The organism is Vibrio zhugei, from assembly GCF_003716875.1.
Classification (GTDB): domain Bacteria; phylum Pseudomonadota; class Gammaproteobacteria; order Enterobacterales; family Vibrionaceae; genus Vibrio; species Vibrio zhugei.
Genome location: NZ_CP033077.1, coordinates 534316 through 557419, shown reverse-complemented (window position 1 = coordinate 557419; position 23104 = coordinate 534316). Strand labels below are relative to the sequence as shown.

24 protein-coding genes and 1 pseudogene are annotated in these 23104 nt (G+C 44.7%); 18 read left to right on the top strand and 7 right to left on the bottom strand.

Going from position 1 to position 23104, the window contains the following annotated elements; genetic code table 11:
• Positions 1–294 precede the first annotated feature (294 nt).
• Positions 295–645 (top strand): helix-turn-helix domain-containing protein, encoded by a 351-nt coding sequence (locus EAE30_RS02625; protein WP_123014531.1) that lies wholly within the window; start codon positions 295–297, stop codon positions 643–645.
• Positions 646–702: 57 nt separating this feature from the next.
• On the opposite strand, the pseudogene EAE30_RS02620 reads toward EAE30_RS02625, so the two are convergent.
• Positions 703–1161: pseudogene (locus EAE30_RS02620) on the bottom strand (exoribonuclease R).
• A 939-nt stretch (positions 1162–2100) separates the two neighbouring features.
• Here EAE30_RS02620 and EAE30_RS02615 point away from each other — a divergent pair.
• The 11 genes from EAE30_RS02615 (at position 2101) to EAE30_RS02565 (ending at position 10061) form a co-directional block, all read left to right on the top strand.
• Entirely contained in the window at positions 2101–2499 is a 399-nt protein-coding gene (locus EAE30_RS02615) for an ATP synthase subunit I (protein WP_123014530.1), read from the top strand.
• On the top strand, positions 2500–3270 hold the full coding sequence (atpB, locus tag EAE30_RS02610) for a F0F1 ATP synthase subunit A (protein WP_123014529.1): 771 nt from the start codon (positions 2500–2502) through the stop codon (positions 3268–3270).
• A 48-nt stretch (positions 3271–3318) separates the two neighbouring features.
• Positions 3319–3555 carry a F0F1 ATP synthase subunit C gene (gene atpE, locus EAE30_RS02605; protein WP_004730405.1) on the top strand — a complete coding sequence of 79 codons (237 nt, stop codon included), beginning with the start codon at positions 3319–3321 and terminating at the stop codon, positions 3553–3555.
• 54 nt (positions 3556–3609) lie between these two features.
• Entirely contained in the window at positions 3610–4080 is a 471-nt protein-coding gene (locus tag EAE30_RS02600; RefSeq protein WP_123014528.1) for a F0F1 ATP synthase subunit B, read from the top strand.
• A gap of 11 nt (positions 4081–4091) precedes the next feature.
• The gene (locus tag EAE30_RS02595) at positions 4092–4634 is read left to right on the top strand and encodes a F0F1 ATP synthase subunit delta (RefSeq protein WP_123014527.1); all 543 of its coding nucleotides are present in this window, start codon (positions 4092–4094) and stop codon (positions 4632–4634) included.
• A gap of 12 nt (positions 4635–4646) precedes the next feature.
• Entirely contained in the window at positions 4647–6182 is a 1536-nt protein-coding gene (gene atpA, locus EAE30_RS02590; RefSeq protein WP_123014526.1) for a F0F1 ATP synthase subunit alpha, read from the top strand.
• Positions 6183–6210: 28 nt separating this feature from the next.
• Positions 6211–7071: a F0F1 ATP synthase subunit gamma gene (gene atpG / locus EAE30_RS02585; RefSeq protein ID WP_123014525.1), complete on the top strand. Its 861-nt coding sequence runs from the start codon at positions 6211–6213 to the stop codon at positions 7069–7071.
• A gap of 21 nt (positions 7072–7092) precedes the next feature.
• A complete protein-coding gene (gene atpD / locus EAE30_RS02580; RefSeq protein ID WP_123014524.1) occupies positions 7093–8478 on the top strand; it encodes a F0F1 ATP synthase subunit beta in 1386 nt (461 codons plus the stop codon).
• 15 nt (positions 8479–8493) lie between these two features.
• Positions 8494–8937 carry a F0F1 ATP synthase subunit epsilon gene (locus EAE30_RS02575; protein ID WP_123014523.1) on the top strand — a complete coding sequence of 148 codons (444 nt, stop codon included), beginning with the start codon at positions 8494–8496 and terminating at the stop codon, positions 8935–8937.
• A gap of 208 nt (positions 8938–9145) precedes the next feature.
• A complete protein-coding gene (locus EAE30_RS02570) occupies positions 9146–9394 on the top strand; it encodes a DUF3297 family protein (RefSeq protein ID WP_123014522.1) in 249 nt (82 codons plus the stop codon).
• A gap of 166 nt (positions 9395–9560) precedes the next feature.
• Entirely contained in the window at positions 9561–10061 is a 501-nt protein-coding gene (locus EAE30_RS02565) for a GNAT family N-acetyltransferase (protein ID WP_123014521.1), read from the top strand.
• Between the two features lie 179 nt (positions 10062–10240).
• On the opposite strand, the gene EAE30_RS02560 is transcribed toward EAE30_RS02565, so the two are convergent.
• The 3 genes from EAE30_RS02560 to EAE30_RS02550 all read right to left on the bottom strand — a co-directional run bounded on the left by EAE30_RS02560 (position 10241) and on the right by EAE30_RS02550 (position 13365).
• Positions 10241–11188, bottom strand: a complete 948-nt coding sequence (locus EAE30_RS02560) for an IS30 family transposase (protein ID WP_123014135.1) — start codon at positions 11186–11188, stop codon at positions 10241–10243.
• 112 nt (positions 11189–11300) lie between these two features.
• A complete protein-coding gene (locus tag EAE30_RS02555; protein WP_123014520.1) occupies positions 11301–11915 on the bottom strand; it encodes an outer membrane protein in 615 nt (204 codons plus the stop codon).
• Between the two features lie 250 nt (positions 11916–12165).
• The gene (locus EAE30_RS02550; RefSeq protein ID WP_123014377.1) at positions 12166–13365 is read right to left on the bottom strand and encodes an IS4 family transposase; all 1200 of its coding nucleotides are present in this window, start codon (positions 13363–13365) and stop codon (positions 12166–12168) included.
• A gap of 270 nt (positions 13366–13635) precedes the next feature.
• Between EAE30_RS02550 and EAE30_RS02545 the strand changes: the two genes are divergently transcribed.
• The 5 genes from EAE30_RS02545 to EAE30_RS02525 all read left to right on the top strand — a co-directional run bounded on the left by EAE30_RS02545 (position 13636) and on the right by EAE30_RS02525 (position 17452).
• The gene (locus EAE30_RS02545; RefSeq protein ID WP_123014519.1) at positions 13636–14583 is read left to right on the top strand and encodes an IS30 family transposase; all 948 of its coding nucleotides are present in this window, start codon (positions 13636–13638) and stop codon (positions 14581–14583) included.
• A gap of 431 nt (positions 14584–15014) precedes the next feature.
• Positions 15015–15791, top strand: coding sequence for a phosphotransferase (locus tag EAE30_RS02540; RefSeq protein WP_164711774.1), 777 nt, complete (start codon positions 15015–15017; stop codon positions 15789–15791).
• Between the two features lie 208 nt (positions 15792–15999).
• Positions 16000–16611: a DUF2238 domain-containing protein gene (locus EAE30_RS02535; protein ID WP_123014518.1), complete on the top strand. Its 612-nt coding sequence runs from the start codon at positions 16000–16002 to the stop codon at positions 16609–16611.
• Positions 16612–16620: 9 nt separating this feature from the next.
• The gene (locus EAE30_RS02530) at positions 16621–17160 is read left to right on the top strand and encodes a shikimate kinase (protein ID WP_123014989.1); all 540 of its coding nucleotides are present in this window, start codon (positions 16621–16623) and stop codon (positions 17158–17160) included.
• A 40-nt stretch (positions 17161–17200) separates the two neighbouring features.
• Positions 17201–17452, top strand: coding sequence for a hypothetical protein (locus EAE30_RS02525; protein ID WP_123014517.1), 252 nt, complete (start codon positions 17201–17203; stop codon positions 17450–17452).
• Positions 17453–17535: 83 nt separating this feature from the next.
• Here the strand turns inward: EAE30_RS02525 and EAE30_RS02520 are convergent, their stop codons facing one another.
• Together EAE30_RS02520 and katG are read right to left on the bottom strand one after the other, a co-directional pair.
• The gene (locus tag EAE30_RS02520) at positions 17536–18936 is read right to left on the bottom strand and encodes a sensor domain-containing diguanylate cyclase (protein ID WP_123014516.1); all 1401 of its coding nucleotides are present in this window, start codon (positions 18934–18936) and stop codon (positions 17536–17538) included.
• A gap of 169 nt (positions 18937–19105) precedes the next feature.
• On the bottom strand, positions 19106–21277 hold the full coding sequence (katG, locus tag EAE30_RS02515) for a catalase/peroxidase HPI (RefSeq protein WP_123014515.1): 2172 nt from the start codon (positions 21275–21277) through the stop codon (positions 19106–19108).
• A 488-nt stretch (positions 21278–21765) separates the two neighbouring features.
• On the opposite strand from katG, the gene EAE30_RS02510 reads away from it, so the two are divergent.
• Positions 21766–22101, top strand: a complete 336-nt coding sequence (locus EAE30_RS02510) for an MFS transporter (RefSeq protein ID WP_123014514.1) — start codon at positions 21766–21768, stop codon at positions 22099–22101.
• Here the strand turns inward: EAE30_RS02510 and EAE30_RS02505 are convergent.
• Positions 22090–23037, bottom strand: a complete 948-nt coding sequence (locus EAE30_RS02505; protein ID WP_123014135.1) for an IS30 family transposase — start codon at positions 23035–23037, stop codon at positions 22090–22092. The genes EAE30_RS02510 and EAE30_RS02505 overlap by 12 nt on opposite strands.
• Between the last annotated feature and the right edge of the window lie 67 nt (positions 23038–23104).

The window sequence follows — 23104 nt, the reverse complement described above, 5'->3', positions numbered from 1 at the left end:
TATGGTTAACGCATGATGATTCGGTGAGTTGGCTGGGGGGCATCAGCGCCGACAGCCTAGAGACGGCTGACATAGACGCGAGCCTGTGCTTAAGCATATCATCGAGTCACGAATGAAGAGCAACGACAATAAATACCGCATACGCCATGTGTGGCATACGATGAACGCTGGATGTGAAGCGATATTGACTGAGTTAAAAATTTGTGGAGAAACTCACCTATCACTGACATTGCTCTGGTGAGACTTTGTCATTTTGTACGCTGTTAAAAGTTCGTAGTACTAAAAGGATAAATCATGGAGTTAACCCAAGAAGATCGTACCGCACTGTACAATATCTGGATGTCACAAAAAGCGAAGATGCAGATTACTCAGATGGAAATGGCGAAGCGACTAGGGCTGACACAGGTCGAGTTTTCAAGAATTCTTCGTGGTGACGCCGCCATTTCAATGGCGTTTGTCACTAAGTTTTGTAAACAATTGCATGTAGAACCGTACAGCACGTTACCCACATTAAAACGAGCGCAAATGGGAGGGGCTGTGGTGCATTTACAAAACCGTATTGTTATCGATGGCGAAATACAAAACGTGTACATCGATGGTAACCAAGTGATCATTGAGTACAGCCATCAGCCCGAAGTGGATTAAACAGATATCAACAAAAAACCGGCGAATTGTTCGCCGGTTTTTTTATTTGCATGAGTGCTAAACGGAGGTTTGGGACTCGCTGTTCAGCGCCGCGTAACGATATAACAGCTCAGTGAGGGTATTTGACCATGCTAAAGTATCGACTGGACGTGGTGAAATACGTGCTTCAACCTCTGCACAATGAGTTTGCAAATTTATTGACTGCTCTAATTGGAAGCCAATTGCGTAAAAATGCTACAAAATAAGCCGAGTCATACGGTCGATATTCTGCTGCGCATTGTGTGAATCTGCAAAAATAGCTGGAATTTCCCCCAATGCGACGGCGTGCAAGCGCAGTGTCGCATCAAAATAGGCCTCTTGTTGACGCTCATCGGTGGCTTTTTCTTGCTCTTGGAAGTGAAAAATCTCTCTCACAACCGGCTCAGGTACCAAGCGATGCAGCATTCGCATGGCCAATTCTGTCAGTTCTTCTTTCTCGGTATTCGCGAGACAATCGTAACGATAATCTTGTTGCATAGTCTTATAGTGGTCATCAGTGAGGAAAAAGAGTGTACTGATAACCCAACGAAAAAGCATCTCATCGAATAAAAATTTCTGTGTCGAAGACGCGAATGTGACCATGTCTAGCGTGATCACCACGACAAATCTCCGTTTTTCATACAACAAGTCATTAACATGCTGGCCTCTTTTATGTGCAGTGTGTCGCAAAACTTTGTGATTAGGGGCGCGGCATGCGTTGATCAAAGTCAAGGATAGGGCGAAATCTGTCATCAATGGCATGATTTATTTTACAGCAAAAAATAAAACAATATAAAACCGCGTAGCGAACATGACTGAGATCAAAGCAATTAAAAAAATAGTGTGAATAACGCACGGTAACCAAGATGTTATTTGATATTAAATCGTAAATAAAAAATGGTGAATAATTAACATTTGTAATCGTTAATCATTATGGATTATTTGTTTAAAATTTTATCAAAAATAATAGGGTTAATAATTGTCGAGCGGATAAAAAAACACTCTAAGCAAAACGCTTAGAGTGATATTCTGGTAAGAAATAAATTTGCTTTTATTGATTACGTTATTTTATTAACGTTTGTCGCACTCGCCATATGAAGATATTCATAGGTTTGATGGGGAGTTTGCAATGCTGTTACAAACTGTGTGCTTAACATATCGATAATTGTTTCAGAAAACAAATAAAATATACCATCAAAAATGAAATGATACATTTCAGGTTTATGGACTTATGTTGATTGATTTTATGGGTGTATATTTCCACCAATGAAGAATAAAGGATTATTCATCGGGGTTATTTGTTTTGTGAAGTTTACTTATCATTAATTGTTTATTTATGTTGATTAAACTTATACGAAATAAAAATAGTTAAGTAATGAGTTATATTCTGTGAATTTTATTTATCAGATGTAGTCAATTACACATTACGGGTGATTTATGCAAGCAATCAGCACAAGCCGAGCGATTATGGTTGCCGGATGTCGAATTCTCAGGATGCAGTCCTATTTAGGGGCGTTGGTCATTTTGGGTGCCATGTGCACTCAAGGGCTGGTGACTGCAGAGTCGGCCTTCATGGGAACGGTGATTGCTATTTTGCCCACATTTTTGGGAAATGGGCTGGCTGCGTTTAAATCAAGGTCTCAACCAACGAAGGGTCTGAAAGATTTAATGACCATCAGTCGTCGCACAAAACTTGTGTATACGATGGTGTTATTTATCGTGACATTTCGGGCGATGACCCTTCATGACACAGTCGTTTTGTTCGCTTTTAGCGTGGTAATGCTTGGGCATTTTCTGGCGCCATGGCAAAAGGAGCACAGCGAAAGGAAGGCATAAATGGCTAACGTTGAAACCGCTCATGAGTATATTGAGCATCATTTAACGTTTCTCTCCTCCGGGAATGGGGTCTTAGGTGTCAATATTGACTCAATGATCATGGTTTGGTTACTAGGACTTGTTTTTATTCTTACGTTCCGTTTAGCGATAAGCAAAGGGACAAAAGGGGTACCAGGACGCTTTCAATGCTTTGTCGAGCTGATATTTGAGTTTGTAGATAATTTGTGCAGTGAGATATTTCAAGCCAAAGACCGATTAATTGGACCTTTGTCGATGACAATATTTGTCTGGGTGTTATTAATGAATACAATCGACTTATTACCTGTTGATTTGATTCCTCAAATAACGCAAGCAATGGGAATTGCGCACTTCCGCGATCTTCCTTCTGCAGACGTCAATGTCACAATGTCAATGGCATTATGCGTGTTTATCTTGGTACTTGGTTATACCTTTAAAAGTAAAGGTTTAGTGGGATTCATTAAAGAATTAACCACGCAACCATTTACATCACCATTTTTATACCCAGTGAACTTTGTATTAGAAATGGTCACGTTAATATCAAAACCTATTTCATTAGGGTTGCGATTATTTGGCAATATGTACGCAGGAGAAATGATATTTATTTTGATTGCATTAATGCCGTGGTGGATTCAATGGGCATTAAGCGTGCCATGGGCATTGTTTCATATTTTAATTGTCATACTGCAAGCATTTATATTTATGGTTTTAACCATTGTTTATTTAGCAATGGCTGTTGAAGAAAGCCATTAATAAGATTTTTAACTTTACTATTTACATTTTTCAATTCTAGGAGTTGTTATGGATATCGTCAGCGCAGTTTTATATGTAGCCGGTGCTTTGTTGATTGGTTTAGGTGCCGCTGGTGCGGCGTCAGGTATTGGTAACTTGGCCGGTAAGTATTTAGAAGGGGTCGCACGTCAACCGGATTTAACCCCAATGCTTCGTACTCAGTTCTTCATCATGATGGGGCTAGTGGATGCGGTACCAATGATTGGTGTCGGTATCGGCCTATACATCATCTTCGCCGTAGCGTAATTGTCGATTCATAAGTACGAACTGGAACAATAACGTTATAGGAGTGAGGGTGCGATGAACATTAATGCAACGATGCTAGGCCAAGTAATTTCCTTCATTATTTTTACTTGGTTATGCATGAAATACGTGTGGCCACCCCTCGTTAAACTGTTGGATGAACGCCGAGCTGAAATTGCCAAAGGGTTAGAACATACCGACCAAGCAGCAAAAGAACTCGCATTAGCGAAAGCGAATGGGCAGGCGGTCATTAGCGAGGCGCGTGAAAAAGCACAAGCTCTCGTGGCACAAGGCAAGCAACGCCAAGATGCCATGATAGAAGAAGCGGTTGAGCTCGCAAGAAAAGAGAAAGCACGCATTATCGAAGAAGGTCGAGAGGAGGTAGAAAACGAGCGCCATCGCTTACGTCAAGAACTGCAAGCAGAAATGGCCGATTTGGTGATTGAAAGTGCGAGCAAATTGATCAGCCGTAATCTAGATAGTGACGCCAATCGAGATCTTGTGAACCGATTCATTAAAGAGCTGTAAGGAGATTCACCATGTCTGAATTGACAGAGGTTGCAAGGCCTTACGCAAAAGCCGCATTTGATTATGCATTGGACAATAACGCGTTGAACGAGTGGCAACATATGCTCGATATCGCAGGAATGGTGATTGAACAGCCCATCGTGAAGTCGTACATCGACAGCGCGCAAGAGACAAATGGCCAAGCACAACTGCTGGATATGTTTCTTCAAGCGGGGGGTGAGTTATTCGATCAATATTTTCAAAACTTCCTGAAAGTGATGGCGGAAAATCAACGCTTAACCGCAGTGGGTTCGGTTATTGGTCAATTTCGCCAATTGAAAGAGGAGTTGGATCTCATTCTGCCCGTAACGGTGTGTGTGTCTGAGCAATTAAACGATCAACAAGTCGCAGACATCTCACAGGCCTTATCGGCTAAGTTCGGCAAAACCATTGAGTTACAACAACAGATTGATCCAAACCTCGTTGGCGGCATCGTCATTCAGGCCAACCAAATGGTATTTGATGGTAGCGTTTTGACGAATCTTGACCGTCTCTCTACCAACCTACATGTGTAATGGGGTATAGAAATGCAATTAAATTCAAATGAAATCAGTGAACTCATTAGAGGCCGAATTGAGAAGTTCGACCTTGTCACTGAAGCAAAAAATGAAGGGACCATTGTCTCTGTGAGTGATGGGATCATCACCATTCATGGTCTTTCTGATGTCATGCAAGGTGAGATGATTGAGTTGCCCGGTCAGCGTTTTGCACTGGCGCTTAACCTAGAAAGAAACTCGGTCGGTGCGGTGGTCATGGGGCCTTATTCCGACCTGTCGGAAGGGATGAAGGTGCAGGGCACTGGGCGTATTTTAGAAGTGCCTGTTGGCGAGTGTTTATTAGGTCGTGTCGTCAATACGTTGGGTGCGCCGATTGATGGGAAAGGTCCGATTGAGGCGAGTGAACATCAACCGGTTGAAGTCATTGCCCCCGGAGTGATTGAACGTCAATCGGTCGACCAGCCGATTCAAACCGGTTATAAAGCGGTCGATTCGATGATTCCGATTGGTCGTGGTCAACGGGAACTGATTATCGGTGACCGTCAAACTGGGAAAACGGCACTGGCGATTGATGCCATCATTAACCAACGTTCGTTGGGCGTTAAATGCATCTATGTGGCGATTGGACAGAAAGCGTCGACGGTGGCTAACGTGGTTCGTAAGCTGGAAGAGCACGATGCCTTAAGCAATACCATTGTTGTGGTTGCCACCGCCTCTGAAGCGGCAGCACTGCAATATCTTGCGCCTTACTCAGGATGCACCATGGGAGAATACTTCCGTGACCGTGGTGAGGATGCCTTGATTGTTTATGATGATCTCTCTAAGCAAGCGGTCGCCTACCGTCAAATCTCACTGCTATTGAAACGTCCACCGGGTCGTGAAGCCTTCCCTGGCGATGTGTTTTATTTACACTCTCGCTTGCTTGAACGTGCGGCGCGTGTCAACACGCATTATGTCGAGCGCGCCACCAAAGGTGCGGTGAAGGGCAAAACGGGATCGTTGACTGCGCTACCAATTATCGAGACACAAGCGGGCGATGTCTCTGCGTTCGTGCCAACCAACGTGATTTCGATTACTGATGGGCAAATCTTCTTACAGACCGAGTTGTTCAACTCCGGCTTACGCCCCGCGGTTGACCCTGGCATTTCTGTGTCACGTGTGGGTGGGGCAGCACAAACCAAGATTATGAAAAAACTCTCGGGCGGCATTCGTACGGCGTTGGCTCAATACCGAGAATTGGCAGCATTTGCCCAGTTTTCCTCTGATTTGGATGAAGCCACTCGTCGCCAATTAGATCATGGTGAAAAAGTGACTGAGCTCATGAAGCAGAAACAATACGCTCCCATGACGGTAGGTGAGCAAGCCGTAGTAATTTTTGCGGCAGAAAAGGGCTTCCTTGAAACGGTTGAGCTAAAACAAGTCGGACAGTTTGAAGAAGAGCTACTGGCTTATGCCCATCAAAATGCGTCAGATTTGTTGCAACATCTCGACGAAACCGGTGCCTATGGGGATGAGGAAGAGAAGCGACTCTTTAGCTTGTTGGAATCGTTCACTGCACTGCAATAACGGTAAGGCGTAATGAGTAGGAGGCCTTATGGCAAATTCTAAAGAGATTCGCACCAAGATTGCTAGTGTTCAGAGTACCCAAAAGATCACCAGTGCCATGCAAATGGTGGCGGCCAGTAAAATGCGCAAAGTACAAAAAAACATGGAAACATCGCGTCCTTATGCGAAGAACATGCGCAAGGTGATCAGCCACGTATCCGCTGGGACATTGGAATATAGTCACGCGTTTTTACAAGAGCGAGACGTGAAGCGCGTCGCCTATATCATTATTTCGTCGGATCGTGGTTTATGTGGCGGTTTAAACACTAACTTGTTCAAAGCCGTATTAACTGACATGCAGCAATGGCAAGAGCAAAATGTGGAAGTGGATACCACGTTAATTGGCTCAAAAGCGATTCACTTCTTTCGTGATACTGGCCAAGTGATTGCGCAAACCTCAGGGTTGGGGGATACCCCTCAATTGGAAGAGATGCTCGGTACGGTCAATGCCATGCTAGAGCATTATTCGGAAGGGAAAATTGACCGTTTGTATTTGGTGTTTAACCAGTTTGTTAACACCATGGTGCAAAAACCGCGCGTCATGCAGCTTTTGCCTTTCCCGAAAGAGGATATCGGCAGAAATAAAGAGGCACGCTGGGATTATATCTACGAGCAATCACCACAAGATATTCTTGATCACTTGATTCACCGTTATGTGGAATCGCTCGTGTATCAAGGGGTGGTAGAAAGCATTGCTTGTGAACAAGCGGCACGCATGATGGCGATGCAATCGGCCACGGATAACGCAGAACAGCTTATCGATGACTTGCAATTGGCGTTCAATAAAGCCCGTCAAGCAGCCATCACGAATGAATTAACAGAAATTATTTCTGGTGCTGCGGCAGTTTAGAAAGAAATCGAGGTTTTTATTATGAGTACTGGCAAAATTGTCAAAGTCATTGGCGCGGTTGTCGATGTAGAGTTCGCTCACAACGAAGGGCCTAAAGTGTATGAAGCACTGAAAGTTCTGACAGAAAACGACACGTCGCTAATGCTAGAAGTTCAGCAGCAGCTGGGCGGGGGAATTGTTCGTTGTATTGCGATGGGCACATCGGACGGCCTGAAGCGAGGCATTGAGTGTGAAAGAACCAATGGGCCGATTGAAGTGCCTGTTGGTGAGGAAACGCTCGGCCGTATTATGAACGTATTGGGAGAGCCCATTGATGAATGCGGTCCGATTGGTGAAAAACTCCAATATGGCATTCACCGTGCTGCGCCCAGCTACGAAGAACAAGCCAATTCAACCGCCTTATTAGAAACGGGCATCAAGGTGATTGACTTAATCTGTCCCTTTGCGAAAGGCGGTAAAATCGGGCTATTTGGTGGCGCTGGTGTGGGTAAAACCGTCAATATGATGGAGCTGATTAACAACATCGCCAAAGCACACTCGGGCTTATCGGTCTTTACGGGGGTGGGTGAACGAACCCGTGAAGGGAACGACTTTTATTATGAAATGAAAGACGCAGGTGTTCTCGATAAAGTGGCGATGGTCTACGGACAAATGAATGAGCCACCAGGAAACCGTTTACGCGTTGCCTTAACAGGGTTGACCATTGCCGAACGTTTTCGTGATGAAGGCCGTGATGTGTTGTTGTTCATTGATAACATCTATCGTTATACCTTAGCGGGGACCGAAGTGTCGGCATTGCTTGGTCGGATGCCATCGGCGGTTGGGTATCAGCCAACATTGGCGGAGGAAATGGGGGTATTGCAAGAGCGTATTACATCGACTCGTACCGGGTCAATTACCTCAATTCAAGCGGTATATGTACCGGCCGATGACTTGACCGACCCTTCGCCTGCGACCACGTTTGCTCACTTGGATGCGACCATCGTATTGTCACGTAATATCGCGGCGCTAGGCTTGTATCCCGCTGTGGATCCCTTGGACTCGACCTCTCGTCAACTGGATCCTTTAGTGGTGGGGCAAGAGCACTACGATATTGCCCAGCGTGTTCAGATGACCTTGCAACGTTATAAAGAACTGAAAGACATCATTGCCATTCTTGGGATGGATGAACTGTCAGAGGAAGACAAACGTTTGGTGTCTCGTGCACGTAAAGTCGAACGTTTCTTAACTCAGCCTTATCATGTTGCGGAAGTCTTTACGGGTCAACCCGGTGTGTTTGTGCCGCTGAAAGACACCTTGGCTAGCTTCAAAGGTTTGCTTGATGGCGAGTATGACGATATTCCAGAGCAGGCGTTTTTATACTGCGGCACGATTGATGAAGTGCTCGAGAAAGCCAAAACACTGTAATGAGCAGGAGGCAACATGGCGATAGGTATCACTAACAATACGTTCCAGTTAAGCGTCGTGAGTGCAGAGCGGACTTTGTTTACTGGCCCAGCTCACGGCCTAGCCATAGCGGGTGCGGACGGTGAGCTGGGTATTCGCCCCGGTCACTCTCCGTTGATCAGCAAGATTAAACCGGGTGTCGCACGCATTGCTGGAAGTCTTGATAAGCCAGAAGAGATTCTTTATATCTCAGGTGGCTTGGTGGAAGTACAACCGGACAGTGTCACGGTACTGGCCGATACGGCATTGCACGGCACGGAAATCGACAAAGCGCGTGCAGAAGCCGCCCGTAAAACCGCAGAAGAAAACATTCGTAAAGCGGGAGGCGAGTTAAGTTTTGCGCAAGCACAAATTGAGCTCACCAAAGCGCTTGCTCAATTACGTGCGGTTGAGCTAACCAGCCGGCAGCGTCAACGATAGGGAAGTGAAAACAGCGAATGATGCTCGATGTTACCTGATCGTCGCACGCTGTAGGGGAGGCGAGGGACAGAAAGGTACACAGCCGTGTGCCTTTTTGTCTTCCTCGGCATAAATGTGTGGAATCATTCACGCTGGGTCCATTGCGGCTTGTCGCTTATGATGGGATTGTTTAGAATAGCCGACCAAATCGTCGTTATAGGTTAATACAATGAGCAACACGGACTCAAAGCCAACCCTTCCTGATCATCTTTCTGGAAATTCTCGTAGCCCATTTTTTGTCGCTGAGTGTTTTGAACATCAAATTGGCATTAAATTGAACGGTAAAGAGCGTACAGACGTTGAAGAATACTGCATCAGCGAAGGTTGGGTGAAAATTCCGTCACCCAAAGCGAAAGATCGCTACGGTAATCCGATGTTGATTACGCTGAAAGGTGAAGTGGAAGCGTTTTATAAATAAGTCCTGAACTCTCAGCGCCTTTGAAACATGAAGCACCGCGTGCTTCATGTTTTTTTATTTTACTCCCTCATTTACTCGTATTTTAATCCATAGAGAATTACATTAATCTAGATTTTATGTTGAGATACACCTAGGCAGTGACGCCAACCGATTAGGACTTAGCAAGATGCTTAGACGCTTTACCGCGCAAGATGCCGATCATTTAATAACAACCATTGATTCCAAGCAGCAGTGTTATCTGTGGAGTGGACCAACGTATCAGTACCCGCTTGATCATCATCAAATTGAAATGCATTGCGCTAAGCGCGAAGTCTATCCGTATATCTTTGACTACGAAGGTCAAGCCATCGGGTATGTGGAACTCTATAAAGTGTCACCTTGGCACTATCGAATATGCCGCGTTTTAGTGTTTACACCCTATCGTTCTCAGGGTTGGAGTAAGCTGATGCTGCAAGCTGCAATAGACGTCGCGTACCACCATCATCATGCTTATAAATTAAGTTTAGCGGTCTTTGAGCGCAACCACATTGCGTTGCATTGTTATCGTGATTTAGGATTTCGTGTTAGCTCGGTTGACCGCCAATCGCGTACCTTTGAAGGTGAAATATGGCCTTTGGTGCGCATGAAGCGATCATGGTGGAAACGACGTTTAAAAAAAGAACCGTAATCGCTTGTGGTTATATTTTTTAACAGAGTTAATTCGCCAAGAAATACTTATAATTTAATTTAAATCATGGAAACTAGAATATAGTTTTTATGGTTACAACCGTGTTATTATTTTTTATTGCAATAGAACCGCTTTATATTATTCCCGAATTCAACTGCGAAGTGCGACACTCTCCAATATCAAGAAGCTAAAGCCATCTCCTCAAATATAATGGCTGCCTGCTTGAAGCCTAAACACTTTCTCGGACGGTAATTTATCCGCGATAAAGCGAACTCTATATCGATGTCCGTCACTGTCGTTAGATCGGTTCCTTTCTTCACATATTGCCTTAAAAGACCGTTCGCATTCTCATTAGCACCACGCTCCCAAGAACTGTACGGATGAGCAAAGTACACATCAGCCTTTAATTCTTTTGCGATGGTTTCATGACCTGCAAACTCTCGCCCGTTATCTGCCGTAATGGTATGGACATGTTTCTTATAGGGCTTCAGTAGCTCTATTGTCGCTTTGGTGACATCATCCGCTGACTTAGATGGCACTTTCTTTACCACGTAAAATCGAGTCTTACGCTCTAAAATAGTCACCATTGCACCTGTACCATGCTTACCTAGCACAGTGTCGATTTCCCAGTCACCAAACCGCTCCTTACTGTCAACGATGCTTGGTCTATCATCAATCGAAACGGCATTTTTTATCGCTGGAGCTTTCTCTTGTTTACCTCGGCGATACCGCTTATGACCTTGTCTCAAGTGACGATATAACTTACCGCCCAAGCGTTTATCTTGAGCAACAAAGCGATAGATCCACTCATGACTGACAGATGCACCAATTTTCGTTAATACATTAGAAATCTGCTCTGGACTCCAATCTGTTTCTAAAAGAAGGCGGATAAAATCGACACGTTCCTTTGGTATTCGGTATTTACGTGCTGTTTTGCGCTTTTTGGTAGACGACATCTGGGCTTCGTTAGGGCAATAATGCTCTCCCTTCCGACCGCGTTTAAGCTCACGGTATACCGTCGAGCGGTGGCACTGAACTGTTTTAGCTATTTCAGGAACCGAAATTCCCCGTTCCAAAAGAGCAGAAATCTGGTATCTTCTGCCTTCGGTCAACTGTTGATAATTCATGGTAGTACTGCTTGTTTCTTTGGCGAGAAGAGCGTACCACTTTCAGCAGTTGGCTTCCTCTTCTACATATTTCCATGAATGTCGCACTTATTATCTGAAATCGGGCTCTATATTAAAAGAAGTAACGCACACCAGCGTAAATATCACGCATATTGATATCAACGTCAGAATCACTCACTGTGAATTGACTATACATTGAACGATAACCTAAATGCACATCAAAGTTTTTGCGAAAACGTATTCCGAGCTCCGCCCCGACCTGATACGCAAAGCGATCTTTATCGACATTCAGTTGCAATATCGAGCTTTTACTGTCTATCGACATCTGCCCTACACCAATCATAGGCGCAAGATAAAAGTTTCCGAAATCATCAAGAACAAATAGGTGCGCTTTAAAATTAATAAAGTACGCATGTGAATCTATGTTTAGATAATTTCCAGAATCTGAAAAATCCGCATCACCGAACTTTCTATATTCCGCTTCAATGCTAGTCTTCACTACATCATGAGTATTAAATTCATACCCGGCAACAATGTTATAGCCCATGTCGCTATGATCATCACCAGAGACATCATCAACATCAAGCTTGATAGTGTTAGAAAACGCTAAATCGGCACCAATATAAAATTGGTCACCAGTCTGTCTAACGAAGTTATCTGCTTGAGCGTAACAAGTTGTACTAGAAAAGAGAGCCGCAGCTGCAAATAACGCTTTTGAACTTTTCATCTATGTCAATTCCATGTAAAAACGATAATGTATCATAAAAATCTATTAATAAAACAACATAATTATCAATAAGTTAAACTATTTTGATATTTAGTATCACTAATTATCGTATTTATTAAAAATGAGAAAAATAAACAAAAAACAAACAAGACACTCGTATTTTATACCCGGTGACCGCATCGTCACCACAGAGAAATTCGCGACGCACACAGTGAGACACGCAGTGATAATAGGGCGCTGGCGGATCCCCTCATAATTCCCCCAACCCACAGGTATGCGTAAGGCGTTGATATTCGACCATTGCCCAATGATATTGGGACTCTTGTATTCGGTATCTTCGGTGGCAACGTACTTCCTTACCAAGTCTAGGAATGGAGAGCACACGGCGATGCTTGATGGTGTTGGCTTGGAAGTCATAATGCCATTTGGCTTGCATGGCGATTAAGCCATTCCACCACATGATGATTTCGGCCATCAATGCCATGAGCAACAAGATATCAATACGTTTGGTGCAACGTGTTCGGTTATGGCGAAGCGCCAACCCGTAGGCTGGACTTTTTAGATCTCGGAACGACTCTTCAATTTGCATTCTTTTGGCGTACAAACGGGTAATTTTAATGCCGTTAAGTACATGGTTGGGGATGTTAGTGACCAGAAGCCAAGGCTCTTTCGCTCCTTTATGGAACACTTTTCCAGCCGAGTGTTTCTGACAGGTTCGACTATGCCGATGGGCTTTTCTGCCTTTGGGATGACTCTTGTATAAGTAAGCAAAGCACTGAAGCGGTGAGCGCTTAGCCAGTTGGCTTTCTCCTAAAAACAGCGGCTTATCAGTCGCTTGAGGGTAAAAGGCTTTATTCCATTGCCAAGCGCTCTCGCCACACTTAATCGAGACTTCGCCCCGTACACGCCCAAGCCAGAACCAACCTTTGTTGGCGACTTGCCTGAACCACGTATTTCTAAAGCCAGCGTCGGAGATAATGATAGGGGTGCAACCTTGGGGGAGCAAGGATTGAAGCTTATCGAGAAAGTGCTGATGGCTCTTGGGTGAGTTGTAGTTTTTGTACTCAAATGCCTGTTCATAAAGCGTGACGGCGCGACCTTTAACGGATATCGAAGCTCGCAATGTCATATAGCGCAGTTGCTCACGAACATCCGACCAATCAACCAGTAGTACAGGAAAAGGATTGGCTCGGGTAATAAGGGACGCATGCCATTTATATATGGACTCTTTTTCACGATGTAGACTGCGATTACCAAGCAATCGGTCAATACGTTTGATGGCATGTTTCACCGTGGTATCAGTGTCGAGAGCTCGTCCAATTTTAGTGAGGGTGAGATCAGAGCCGCCCAGTACCGCTCTGGTTGCAAGCATAAGAGATCTAAGTCGTTTTTTGTGAATACCAGGGCATTGGTTTTCAAGAGTTTGCTGTAGAATTTGAACATCGCGCATCGTTAGGGCTCCCTATTAAATTCATTGAATCAAGTGTGTTTTTGGCGAAATTCATTAGATCAGAATGAGCGATGTGCGTCTACTCATTGTTTTATATAGAAATTATGAGGGGATTCGTAAGAATAGGGCGTATCGTGTCGGCTTCGTGATTTAGGCATACTTAGCCCCGATTTCAGATAATAAGTGCGACATTCATGGAAATATGTAGAAGAGGAAGCCAACTGCTGAAAGTGGTACGCTCTTCTCGCCAAAGAAACAAGCAGTACTACCATGAATTATCAACAGTTGACCGAAGGCAGAAGATACCAGATTTCTGCTCTTTTGGAACGGGGAATTTCGGTTCCTGAAATAGCTAAAACAGTTCAGTGCCACCGCTCGATGGTATACCGTGAGCTTAAACGCGGTCGGAAGGGAGAGCATTATTGCCCTAACGAAGCCCAGATGTCGTCTACCAAAAAGCGCAAAACAGCACGTAAATACCGAATACCAAAGGAACGTGTCGATTTTATCCGCCTTCTTTTAGAAACAGATTGGAGTCCAGAGCAGATTTCTAATGTATTAACGAAAATTGGTGCATCTGTCAGTCATGAGTGGATCTATCGCTTTGTTGCTCAAGATAAACGCTTGGGCGGTAAGTTATATCGTCACTTGAGACAAGGTCATAAGCGGTATCGCCGAGGTAAACAAGAGAAAGCTCCAGCGATAAAAAATGCCGTTTCGATTGATGATAGACCAAGCATCGTTGACAGTAAGGAGCGGTTTGGTGACTGGGAAATCGACACTGTGCTAGGTAAGCATGGTACAGGTGCAATGGTGACTATTTTAGAGCGTAAGACTCGATTTTACGTGGTAAAGAAAGTGCCATCTAAGTCAGCGGATGATGTCACCAAAGCGACAATAGAGCTACTGAAGCCCTATAAGAAACATGTCCATACCATTACGGCAGATAACGGGCGAGAGTTTGCAGGTCATGAAACCATCGCAAAAGAATTAAAGGCTGATGTGTACTTTGCTCATCCGTACAGTTCTTGGGAGCGTGGTGCTAATGAGAATGCGAACGGTCTTTTAAGGCAATATGTGAAGAAAGGAACCGATCTAACGACAGTGACGGACATCGATATAGAGTTCGCTTTATCGCGGATAAATTACCGTCCGAGAAAGTGTTTAGGCTTCAAGCAGGCAGCCATTATATTTGAGGAGATGGCTTTAGCTTCTTGATATTGGAGAGTGTCGCACTTCGCAGTTGAATTCGGGTACAACTAATTGAGCATAATAAAATAAAACAGCACAGGCTTTGTGCTGTTTCTTGAGATTATGAATCATCTGTTCTAAATTTTTAGCTTAGTGAATTCATTGGGGGAAGGTCTTACCTTTTGCCGATCGGAGTTTACCATACTTGAATTAATCTATCTTTTGCTTATTTAGAAAAGTCGTTGACTCAGTTTTGTCCAAAAATGTGTTTGTGTAGAATTACCGTCACAGTTACTACATGAGAGGCTGTGAGAGTGTATTGTAATGAATACATTGCTAGGGTGTTATACCGAATCTAAACATGACCTCGCGAGTCCAAATGCTGACCATCTTCGCTAGGTTCAAGTAATAGAAACCTCGATTACCTCATTCAGTTGGGTGATAACGCAAGGATGCGTATGGGAAAACAAGACTTATCTAACATGGGATCCGCTCACGTTTCTATTGAGACATTCGCAGGCGAACCTTGTATTGTTAAAAAGGGGGCCTCGGACGTCGAAATGGCTTTTTACCAGTTTGCTGCTGGGGCATTAGCTGGCGTAAATACTCCCAAATTACGCCATGCCAGTGGCAATCATTTAGTGATAGAGTATATCCCTCATCGCATTACGCTCGATGGCCTGCATGCCAATAACAGTACCTTTGAACAATTAGCTTGTATCCATCATTCGACCTACCAACCTCATTTTCCAATCACGACCCACTCTTGGAATGCTGGCTCGACTGACTCTGCCATGCAGGTCTTAAACTTGCCTCAGATAACTCAAGATTCTATAAGAACCATTGAGCAATTATCCTGTGAACTGTTCAACGATAAAGGATTGATCTCTGGCGATACTAATGAAGGCAACTGGGGAGTCAGAGATAATGGCGAACTGGTGTTGTTTGACTGGGAGCGCTTTGGTGTGGGCAGTCCTGCCATTGATTTGGCGCCCTTGGTGAGAGGATTAGGAAGCGTCAGTGAGTATGAATGCATCATAGAGCGTTATGCTCGATACTCGGGCTCCATTTCTCAAGATAAATTACTCAGGCAGTTGATTTTGGCGAAAGTTTGGCTAATTGTAGACGTCACGAATATTTTGGCTAGTCGAGCGAAATCATCCGCCTCTATTTACTTTGATTGGTATAGAACGCATGTTCCTCGTTGGTTGATGTCCGTAGAAAAGAGAATATAACAGCGGTTCAGACAAACTTGCGGTGAATCTTCGCGATGGGAGCCCGATTGAGCGTGTCATATCCAGCGGTTTATATTCACGTTTTATGAGAAGCCATTCCAGTCGATGTCTATAATGTCTGATATTATCGGTTTGGCGCTATGTGTCTCTAAGGGGGCAGTGTTTATGCACTGTTGTATGAGACGTTACTTATAAGGAGTATGGGACCATTAAATACATCTGGATTATCATTTACGTCGCCGTGTTACTTTGGTCTGGTATCCATCCCAAAGATCAATTTACTTGGTTTCTTGAAGTGGCCCCTGCGTTAATTGGCGGTGTGCTGCTCGGCGTTACCTATCAGTCATTTCGACTGACGAATATTGTGTACGGGTTTATTCTGTTGCATTGCATCGTGCTGATGATTGGCGCCCATTACACCTACGCTGAAGTCCCATTGTTTGATGGAATATTGGGATCAGAAAGAAATAACTACGACAAAGTCGGTCATTTTTTCCAAGGTTTTGTCCCTGCTCTACTGGCAAGAGAAATACTCATCCGTAAAGGCGTCATCAATGGTAGACGTTGGTTGGGATTCATTGTTGTTACAATCTGCTTAGCCTTCAGTGCATTTTACGAGCTCATAGAGTGGTGGGTGGCGTTAACAACCGGTGATAATGCTGAAGCCTTCTTGGGCACACAAGGTTACGTTTGGGATACGCAATCGGATATGGGGCTTGCTTTGTTGGGGGCAATTAGTGCCTTGCTCTTGTTATCTAAACGCCACGATAGTCAACTGCATCATGTCCCCCCCCTGCAAGAAAGTAAAAAGAGAACATAAGCGTAGATGATGAAAAGAATTAATGTGATCGGTACGAGTGGTAGCGGGAAAAGCACGTTCAGTCGCAGGCTTGCCAATGCACTGAACTACCCTTATCTGGAAATGGATGCCATGTTTTGGAAGCCGAATTGGCAAGAATCTTCAGATGAAGAGTTTTTTGACACGCTGACTGAGCAGTTAAGTGCCGAGTATTGGGTACTGGATGGTAACTATCATCGAACGGCGGCAATCAAATGGGCCAGAGCGGATACGATTGTCTGGGTGGATTACTCCTTTTCACGGACTCTGTTTCAAGCGGTGAAAAGGGCGTTAGTGCGTATCATCACTCAGCAGGAATTATGGGGTAAGGCGGGTAATGTCGAGTCGTTTAGACAGTCTTTTCTTAGTAAAGATTCGATTCTGCTTTGGACATTGAAAACCTATAAGAGAAATCGAGAGCGTTACACGCAATTGATGAACGATCCTAAATATCGCCACATCAAGTTTGTGAGAGTGACTAGCCCGACACAGGCAAGGGCGTTGATCAATGAGCATCGAGGTAAACCGTGATGTAGTATAGTGCCTCAATATTGAGTATGAAGGGGGAGCTATGGCAAAACCGAATAAAAAAGGCCCAACTCGTACGGTGGATATCTCTTGCTCAAAATGCCGAGCGCCATTGTATAAATACCGCAAAGGTGGCAAAGGGGCGTTGGTGAAATGTTTTATTGAGCGCATTGTTGACGATCATACGCACAGTGTCGGGCAGTGCCCAGGATGCGGGCAGGTGTTTGCGCGTCAAACTTTGATTCGAGGAACGCCCGCTTATAAAATCATCGGCGGTAAAGTTCAGATGAAATAAGGCGGCTTAAATTAGGCGAGTATCAGAGGCGAAAGGCGTGCAGTGTCCTCTCGTTGGGCTGGTTTTTGAGTCAATTATTGACACTAAATATCATGTTTTACATTGTTCCGGCCGCTTTCTTTGGCAATGTAAAGTAACGAATCCGCGCGATTGACTAAAGAGTCCAATGTGTCGTCTTTGCGCAGTTCAGTCAGTCCGATACTGGCGGTGACTCTCAGTTCTGGGATCTCTTCGGTGATCCTATGAGATTCGGCTTTATGCCGGAATCGCTCTAGGCTCACGATCGCTTTTTTCAATGTGGTGTTGGGCAAAATGGCAATAAACTCTTCACCTCCCCAACGTCCGTAGAAATCGGTTCCTCGGCAATTTTCTTTCATTAGCTCACTGTGAGACTTTAAGGTTTCATCTCCTACCGAATGGCCGTAGGTATCATTGACGTTCTTAAAGTTATCAAAGTCAATGATAGCGATACACAAAGGTTGGTGTAATCGCAGGCTTCTTTGCATCACTTCTTCTAGCGTGTCCTCTGTGCAACGGCGGTTGGCTAATCCTGTCAGTTCATCGGTATTGGCGATGTGCGCCATTCTTTTGTGAGCAAACTCGAGTGCGTTGATATCATAATTTCGCGCGACTTCATGCCCCATCCACGCGGCAAAAAGTTTCACCAGTTCGATGTCTTGTTTAATGAATGGACGGCAGGGTTCGGGGCTAGAAAAATTGAGAGTACCGTAGCGGACGCCATCAACAAAAACAGGGGCGCCTAAATAGGCTTCTAATCCGAAATTCTTAAAGCAAGGGTGAGTGGCGATGTGGCTTTTGGATACATGATGGAAGCCCAGTACGTCATTCGCTTTAAAAACATGACTGCAATAGGTGGTGGATAAATCGAACGTCATGCCAGGTTTGAGTTCGTTATCTGGGGACACCGCTTGTTGAATGATATATTCGGATTTGCTTTCATTAATCTGACTAAAAATCCCGATAGGTAAACCAAACAATCCAGCGCCTAACTTCAAGATTTCATTGACACGTTGCTCGAAAGTGAGCTGGCGTGACGAAGTGATCATGTGCAATTGGTTTAGCGCTTCTTCCGTCGCCATTTGCACCGTAATATCGGAAATTAATGTCATGATGCAATAAGGGGTGTCTGTTGCATCATAGACTAACCCGCCATGAGTTCTACCAATGAAGGTTTTATGATTTTTATCAATGTATTGAACGTTGAGGGCGGTATTGGTTGCCGGGGTGGTGTCATTATAACGGTGCTCACCAAGACGCTCATATTCCTGTTCTGTCGCATAAAATAGGCGGGTGCTTTTGTGCAAAATCTCGTCGACTTCATAGCCAAATAATTCTCGAGCTTGCTTATTAAACCCCAGAATATGTCGGTCCAATGAAATGATCATGGCAGCTTGATCGATATGTTCGAGAGCGCGTAATACGACCGCTAACTCTTGTTCATTGACTGTATTGATTTGCCGCATGGTAAATCTTACTCCAATAACATCAAGATGAGCTTATGAAGAAGTATAGATAGGGAGAGTTAAAACGCCAATTGAAGGGAAATGGGATTAAGAGAGAAAAAAGAGGCAGATAGCACCGACAATGGCGGCTATCTGCCTGCTTGGTATGACTATGTCATTGATATTTTATCTAAACATCAAATCGATCGGCATTCATGACTTTATTCCATGCGCTGACAAAATCGTGAACAAATTGCTCTTTGTTGTCATCTTGTGCATAGAATTCGGCGTAAGATCTGAGAATGGAGTTCGAACCAAAGACAAGGTCGACGCGTGTCGCCGTCCATTTCACAGAGCCAGAATCGCGTTCCACGATATCGTAGCTATTACGGCCCGTTGGTTTCCATTGATAACTCATGTCCGTTAGGTTAACGAAGAAATCGTTGGTTAATGCGCCTTCACGATCGGTAAACACCCCATGCGCAGTGTTGTTATGATTCGTTCCAAGCACACGCATACCACCGATCAACACGGTCATTTCAGGAGCCGTTAACCCCATGAGCTGTGTGCGATCCAGTAACAGCTCTTCAGGTTTGACGGCATAGTGCTCTTTTTGCCAGTTGCGGAAGCCATCGGCGACCGGTTCCAGTACCGCAAACGCGTCCACGTCGGTTTCATCTTGGGTAGCATCTCCACGACCTGGCGTGAATGGTACCTTGATGTCATAGCCTGCCGCTTGTATTGCTTTTTCTAAACCAACATTGCCCGCTAAGACGATGGTATCGGCAATACTCACACCATGCTCTGAGGCTAGGGGAGTGAGAACGGACAATACACGATCGAGGCGTTGTGGCTCATTACCTGGCCAGTCTTTTTGTGGTGCTAAACGAATGCGAGCACCGTTGGCGCCTCCGCGTGCATCGGATTGACGGAACGTACGAGCACTGTCCCAAGCCGTTGCAATCATTTCTGCCGGAGTTAACTCCGTATTGGCGATAGCCTGTTTGAGTGCGTCGACATCATAATCGCTGTTACCCGCTGGAACCGGATCTTGCCAAATCAACGTTTCTTGTGGTACATCTGGACCAAAGTAGCGCGATTTAGGACCCAAATCACGGTGAGTTAATTTAAACCAAGCGCGAGCGAAGGTATCAGCAAACAATTCTGGATCGTTGTAGAAACGTTCGGCTATCTTACGATAGGTGGGATCCATTTTAAGCGCCATATCCGCATCGGTCATGATTGGATTGTGACGAATGGATGGATCTTCAACATCGACAGGTTTGTCTTCTTCTGCGATATCGATCGGTTCCCATTGCCATGCCCCTGCTGGGCTCTTTCTACTTTCCCATTCGTATTTGAATAGAAGTGTGAAATACCCATTGTCCCATTGTGTTGGGTTTGTGGTCCAAGCCCCTTCAATGCCACTGGTCACCGCGTCACGACCGATACCCCGTGTTTTGTGGTTATTCCAGCCAAGGCCTTGTTCTTCGATATCCGCGCCTTCTGGCTCAGGACTCAAATTATCAGGATTGCCATTACCATGACATTTACCAACGGTGTGACCACCTGCGGTCAGTGCAACGGTTTCTTCGTCATTCATCGCCATACGCGCAAATGTTTCGCGCATGTCGACCGCGGTTTTTAGTGGATCGGGATTGCCATCAACGCCTTCAGGGTTCACGTAGATGAGACCCATCATTACCGCGGCGAGCGGGTTTTCGAGTTCACGGCCATCAGAGTAGCGCGTTCCCTCACTGCCACTTGGCGCCAGCCATTCTTTCTCAGAACCCCAATACGTATCTTTCTCAGGATGCCAAATATCTTCGCGTCCAAATGAGAAACCAAACGTTTTTAAGCCCATCGATTCATAAGCCAATGTGCCTGTCAGCAAAATTAAATCGGCCCAGCTGATTTTATTGCCGTATTTTTTCTTAATTGGCCAAAGAAGTCGGCGCGCTTTATCGAGGTTCGCGTTATCTGGCCATGAATTGAGAGGAGCAAAACGCTGGTTACCGGTAGCGTCGCCCCCGCGTCCATCTTCAATGCGGTAGCTGCCTGCTGAGTGCCAAGCCATACGAATCATGAGACCGCCGTAATGACCCCAATCGGCAGGCCACCAGGATTGACTATCGGTCAACAATGCTTTGATGTCGTCTTTCAATGCTTGTACATCCAATGTCTTTAAGGCATTGCGGTAGTTGAAATCGCGAGGGAGTGGAGAGGTTTTGGTATCGTGCTGATGTAGAATATCTAGGTTGAGTGAATTGGGCCACCAATCGGTATTGGATTGATTTCCCGAAGTGAGACTACCATGCATAACTGGACATTGTCCGCTATTATTGCTTCCGTGATTTGCCATATGAGCGCTCTCTTTTTTTATGTGTTAGACCGATACTACTAAGTAAAAACTAACTAAAACCATCATAACCAGTTTTTTCTTTGATGCGTTAGAGTTTTGATAAAAAAAAGCGCGAATATTAAAATATCTCGAAGTGATCACGGATGAGAATTGTGTGCCATGAGGATGTTCTCAACATTGGTGCAATGAAAGTGTATTTCTAAAGTGATATGTTGCATATCCACTTGTTTGGTATGGGTATTTTATTTTTATCTCGGCACTCAATAACTGTGTGCGAAAAGAAAACTGCGTTCATTCATCGCTATTCAGATCATAAGTCGTTATTATTTTACGCCGTTTATTCGGTGTTTTTCTCATACACTGCCGAGCTGCGAGCGGTTCATTGTTAGCAAGAAATTGGCCTAATATTGAGTCTTAGCCTCGCCGAAAAATGCGTTGTGTGTATCCTCATCACCGTAATGTAAATTTGATGTTTAAGTAGGAATGAAATGCTCAGCCAAACCAAGGTTCTTTTTTGTACTAACGGACTGACAGCGTTAGCCTTTGCCCTCATTATGCCGGTCATGACGCTGTATTTGGTCAATGGTCTGCACATCGAGCCGGGGTTAATCGGGGTCTATACGATGATCACTTCAGGTATGACCGTGTTATTAAGTCAGGGATTAACCGCGTTAATTGATAAAGGTGTCTCTCCCAAACTACTGATTATTTGTTCTTTATTGGGGATCATTGCTGGGTCAGCGGGTTTTGCATTTTCATCGAATTTTTGGCATGTCCCCGAATTCAACTGCGAAGTGCGACACTCTCCAATATCAAGAAGCTAAAGCCATCTCCTCAAATATAATGGCTGCCTGCTTGAAGCCTAAACACTTTCTCGGACGGTAATTTATCCGCGATAAAGCGAACTCTATATCGATGTCCGTCACTGTCGTTAGATCGGTTCCTTTCTTCACATATTGCCTTAAAAGACCGTTCGCATTCTCATTAGCACCACGCTCCCAAGAACTGTACGGATGAGCAAAGTACACATCAGCCTTTAATTCTTTTGCGATGGTTTCATGACCTGCAAACTCTCGCCCGTTATCTGCCGTAATGGTATGGACATGTTTCTTATAGGGCTTCAGTAGCTCTATTGTCGCTTTGGTGACATCATCCGCTGACTTAGATGGCACTTTCTTTACCACGTAAAATCGAGTCTTACGCTCTAAAATAGTCACCATTGCACCTGTACCATGCTTACCTAGCACAGTGTCGATTTCCCAGTCACCAAACCGCTCCTTACTGTCAACGATGCTTGGTCTATCATCAATCGAAACGGCATTTTTTATCGCTGGAGCTTTCTCTTGTTTACCTCGGCGATACCGCTTATGACCTTGTCTCAAGTGACGATATAACTTACCGCCCAAGCGTTTATCTTGAGCAACAAAGCGATAGATCCACTCATGACTGACAGATGCACCAATTTTCGTTAATACATTAGAAATCTGCTCTGGACTCCAATCTGTTTCTAAAAGAAGGCGGATAAAATCGACACGTTCCTTTGGTATTCGGTATTTACGTGCTGTTTTGCGCTTTTTGGTAGACGACATCTGGGCTTCGTTAGGGCAATAATGCTCTCCCTTCCGACCGCGTTTAAGCTCACGGTATACCGTCGAGCGGTGGCACTGAACTGTTTTAGCTATTTCAGGAACCGAAATTCCCCGTTCCAAAAGAGCAGAAATCTGGTATCTTCTGCCTTCGGTCAACTGTTGATAATTCATGGTAGTACTGCTTGTTTCTTTGGCGAGAAGAGCGTACCACTTTCAGCAGTTGGCTTCCTCTTCTACA

Coding starts and splice junctions, on each gene's coding strand:
- EAE30_RS02625 (WP_123014531.1), top strand. CDS start 295: ATGGAGTTAACCCAAGAAGATCGTACCGCACTGTACAATATCTGGATG.
- EAE30_RS02615 (WP_123014530.1), top strand. CDS start 2,101: ATGCAAGCAATCAGCACAAGCCGAGCGATTATGGTTGCCGGATGTCGA.
- atpB (WP_123014529.1), top strand. CDS start 2,500: ATGGCTAACGTTGAAACCGCTCATGAGTATATTGAGCATCATTTAACG.
- atpE (WP_004730405.1), top strand. CDS start 3,319: ATGGATATCGTCAGCGCAGTTTTATATGTAGCCGGTGCTTTGTTGATT.
- EAE30_RS02600 (WP_123014528.1), top strand. CDS start 3,610: ATGAACATTAATGCAACGATGCTAGGCCAAGTAATTTCCTTCATTATT.
- EAE30_RS02595 (WP_123014527.1), top strand. CDS start 4,092: ATGTCTGAATTGACAGAGGTTGCAAGGCCTTACGCAAAAGCCGCATTT.
- atpA (WP_123014526.1), top strand. CDS start 4,647: ATGCAATTAAATTCAAATGAAATCAGTGAACTCATTAGAGGCCGAATT.
- atpG (WP_123014525.1), top strand. CDS start 6,211: ATGGCAAATTCTAAAGAGATTCGCACCAAGATTGCTAGTGTTCAGAGT.
- atpD (WP_123014524.1), top strand. CDS start 7,093: ATGAGTACTGGCAAAATTGTCAAAGTCATTGGCGCGGTTGTCGATGTA.
- EAE30_RS02575 (WP_123014523.1), top strand. CDS start 8,494: ATGGCGATAGGTATCACTAACAATACGTTCCAGTTAAGCGTCGTGAGT.
- EAE30_RS02570 (WP_123014522.1), top strand. CDS start 9,146: ATGAGCAACACGGACTCAAAGCCAACCCTTCCTGATCATCTTTCTGGA.
- EAE30_RS02565 (WP_123014521.1), top strand. CDS start 9,561: ATGCTTAGACGCTTTACCGCGCAAGATGCCGATCATTTAATAACAACC.
- EAE30_RS02560 (WP_123014135.1), bottom strand. CDS start 11,188: ATGAATTATCAACAGTTGACCGAAGGCAGAAGATACCAGATTTCTGCT.
- EAE30_RS02555 (WP_123014520.1), bottom strand. CDS start 11,915: ATGAAAAGTTCAAAAGCGTTATTTGCAGCTGCGGCTCTCTTTTCTAGT.
- EAE30_RS02550 (WP_123014377.1), bottom strand. CDS start 13,365: ATGCGCGATGTTCAAATTCTACAGCAAACTCTTGAAAACCAATGCCCT.
- EAE30_RS02545 (WP_123014519.1), top strand. CDS start 13,636: ATGAATTATCAACAGTTGACCGAAGGCAGAAGATACCAGATTTCTGCT.
- EAE30_RS02540 (WP_164711774.1), top strand. CDS start 15,015: ATGGGAAAACAAGACTTATCTAACATGGGATCCGCTCACGTTTCTATT.
- EAE30_RS02530 (WP_123014989.1), top strand. CDS start 16,621: ATGAAAAGAATTAATGTGATCGGTACGAGTGGTAGCGGGAAAAGCACG.
- EAE30_RS02525 (WP_123014517.1), top strand. CDS start 17,201: ATGGCAAAACCGAATAAAAAAGGCCCAACTCGTACGGTGGATATCTCT.
- EAE30_RS02520 (WP_123014516.1), bottom strand. CDS start 18,936: ATGCGGCAAATCAATACAGTCAATGAACAAGAGTTAGCGGTCGTATTA.
- katG (WP_123014515.1), bottom strand. CDS start 21,277: ATGGCAAATCACGGAAGCAATAATAGCGGACAATGTCCAGTTATGCAT.
- EAE30_RS02510 (WP_123014514.1), top strand. CDS start 21,766: ATGCTCAGCCAAACCAAGGTTCTTTTTTGTACTAACGGACTGACAGCG.
- EAE30_RS02505 (WP_123014135.1), bottom strand. CDS start 23,037: ATGAATTATCAACAGTTGACCGAAGGCAGAAGATACCAGATTTCTGCT.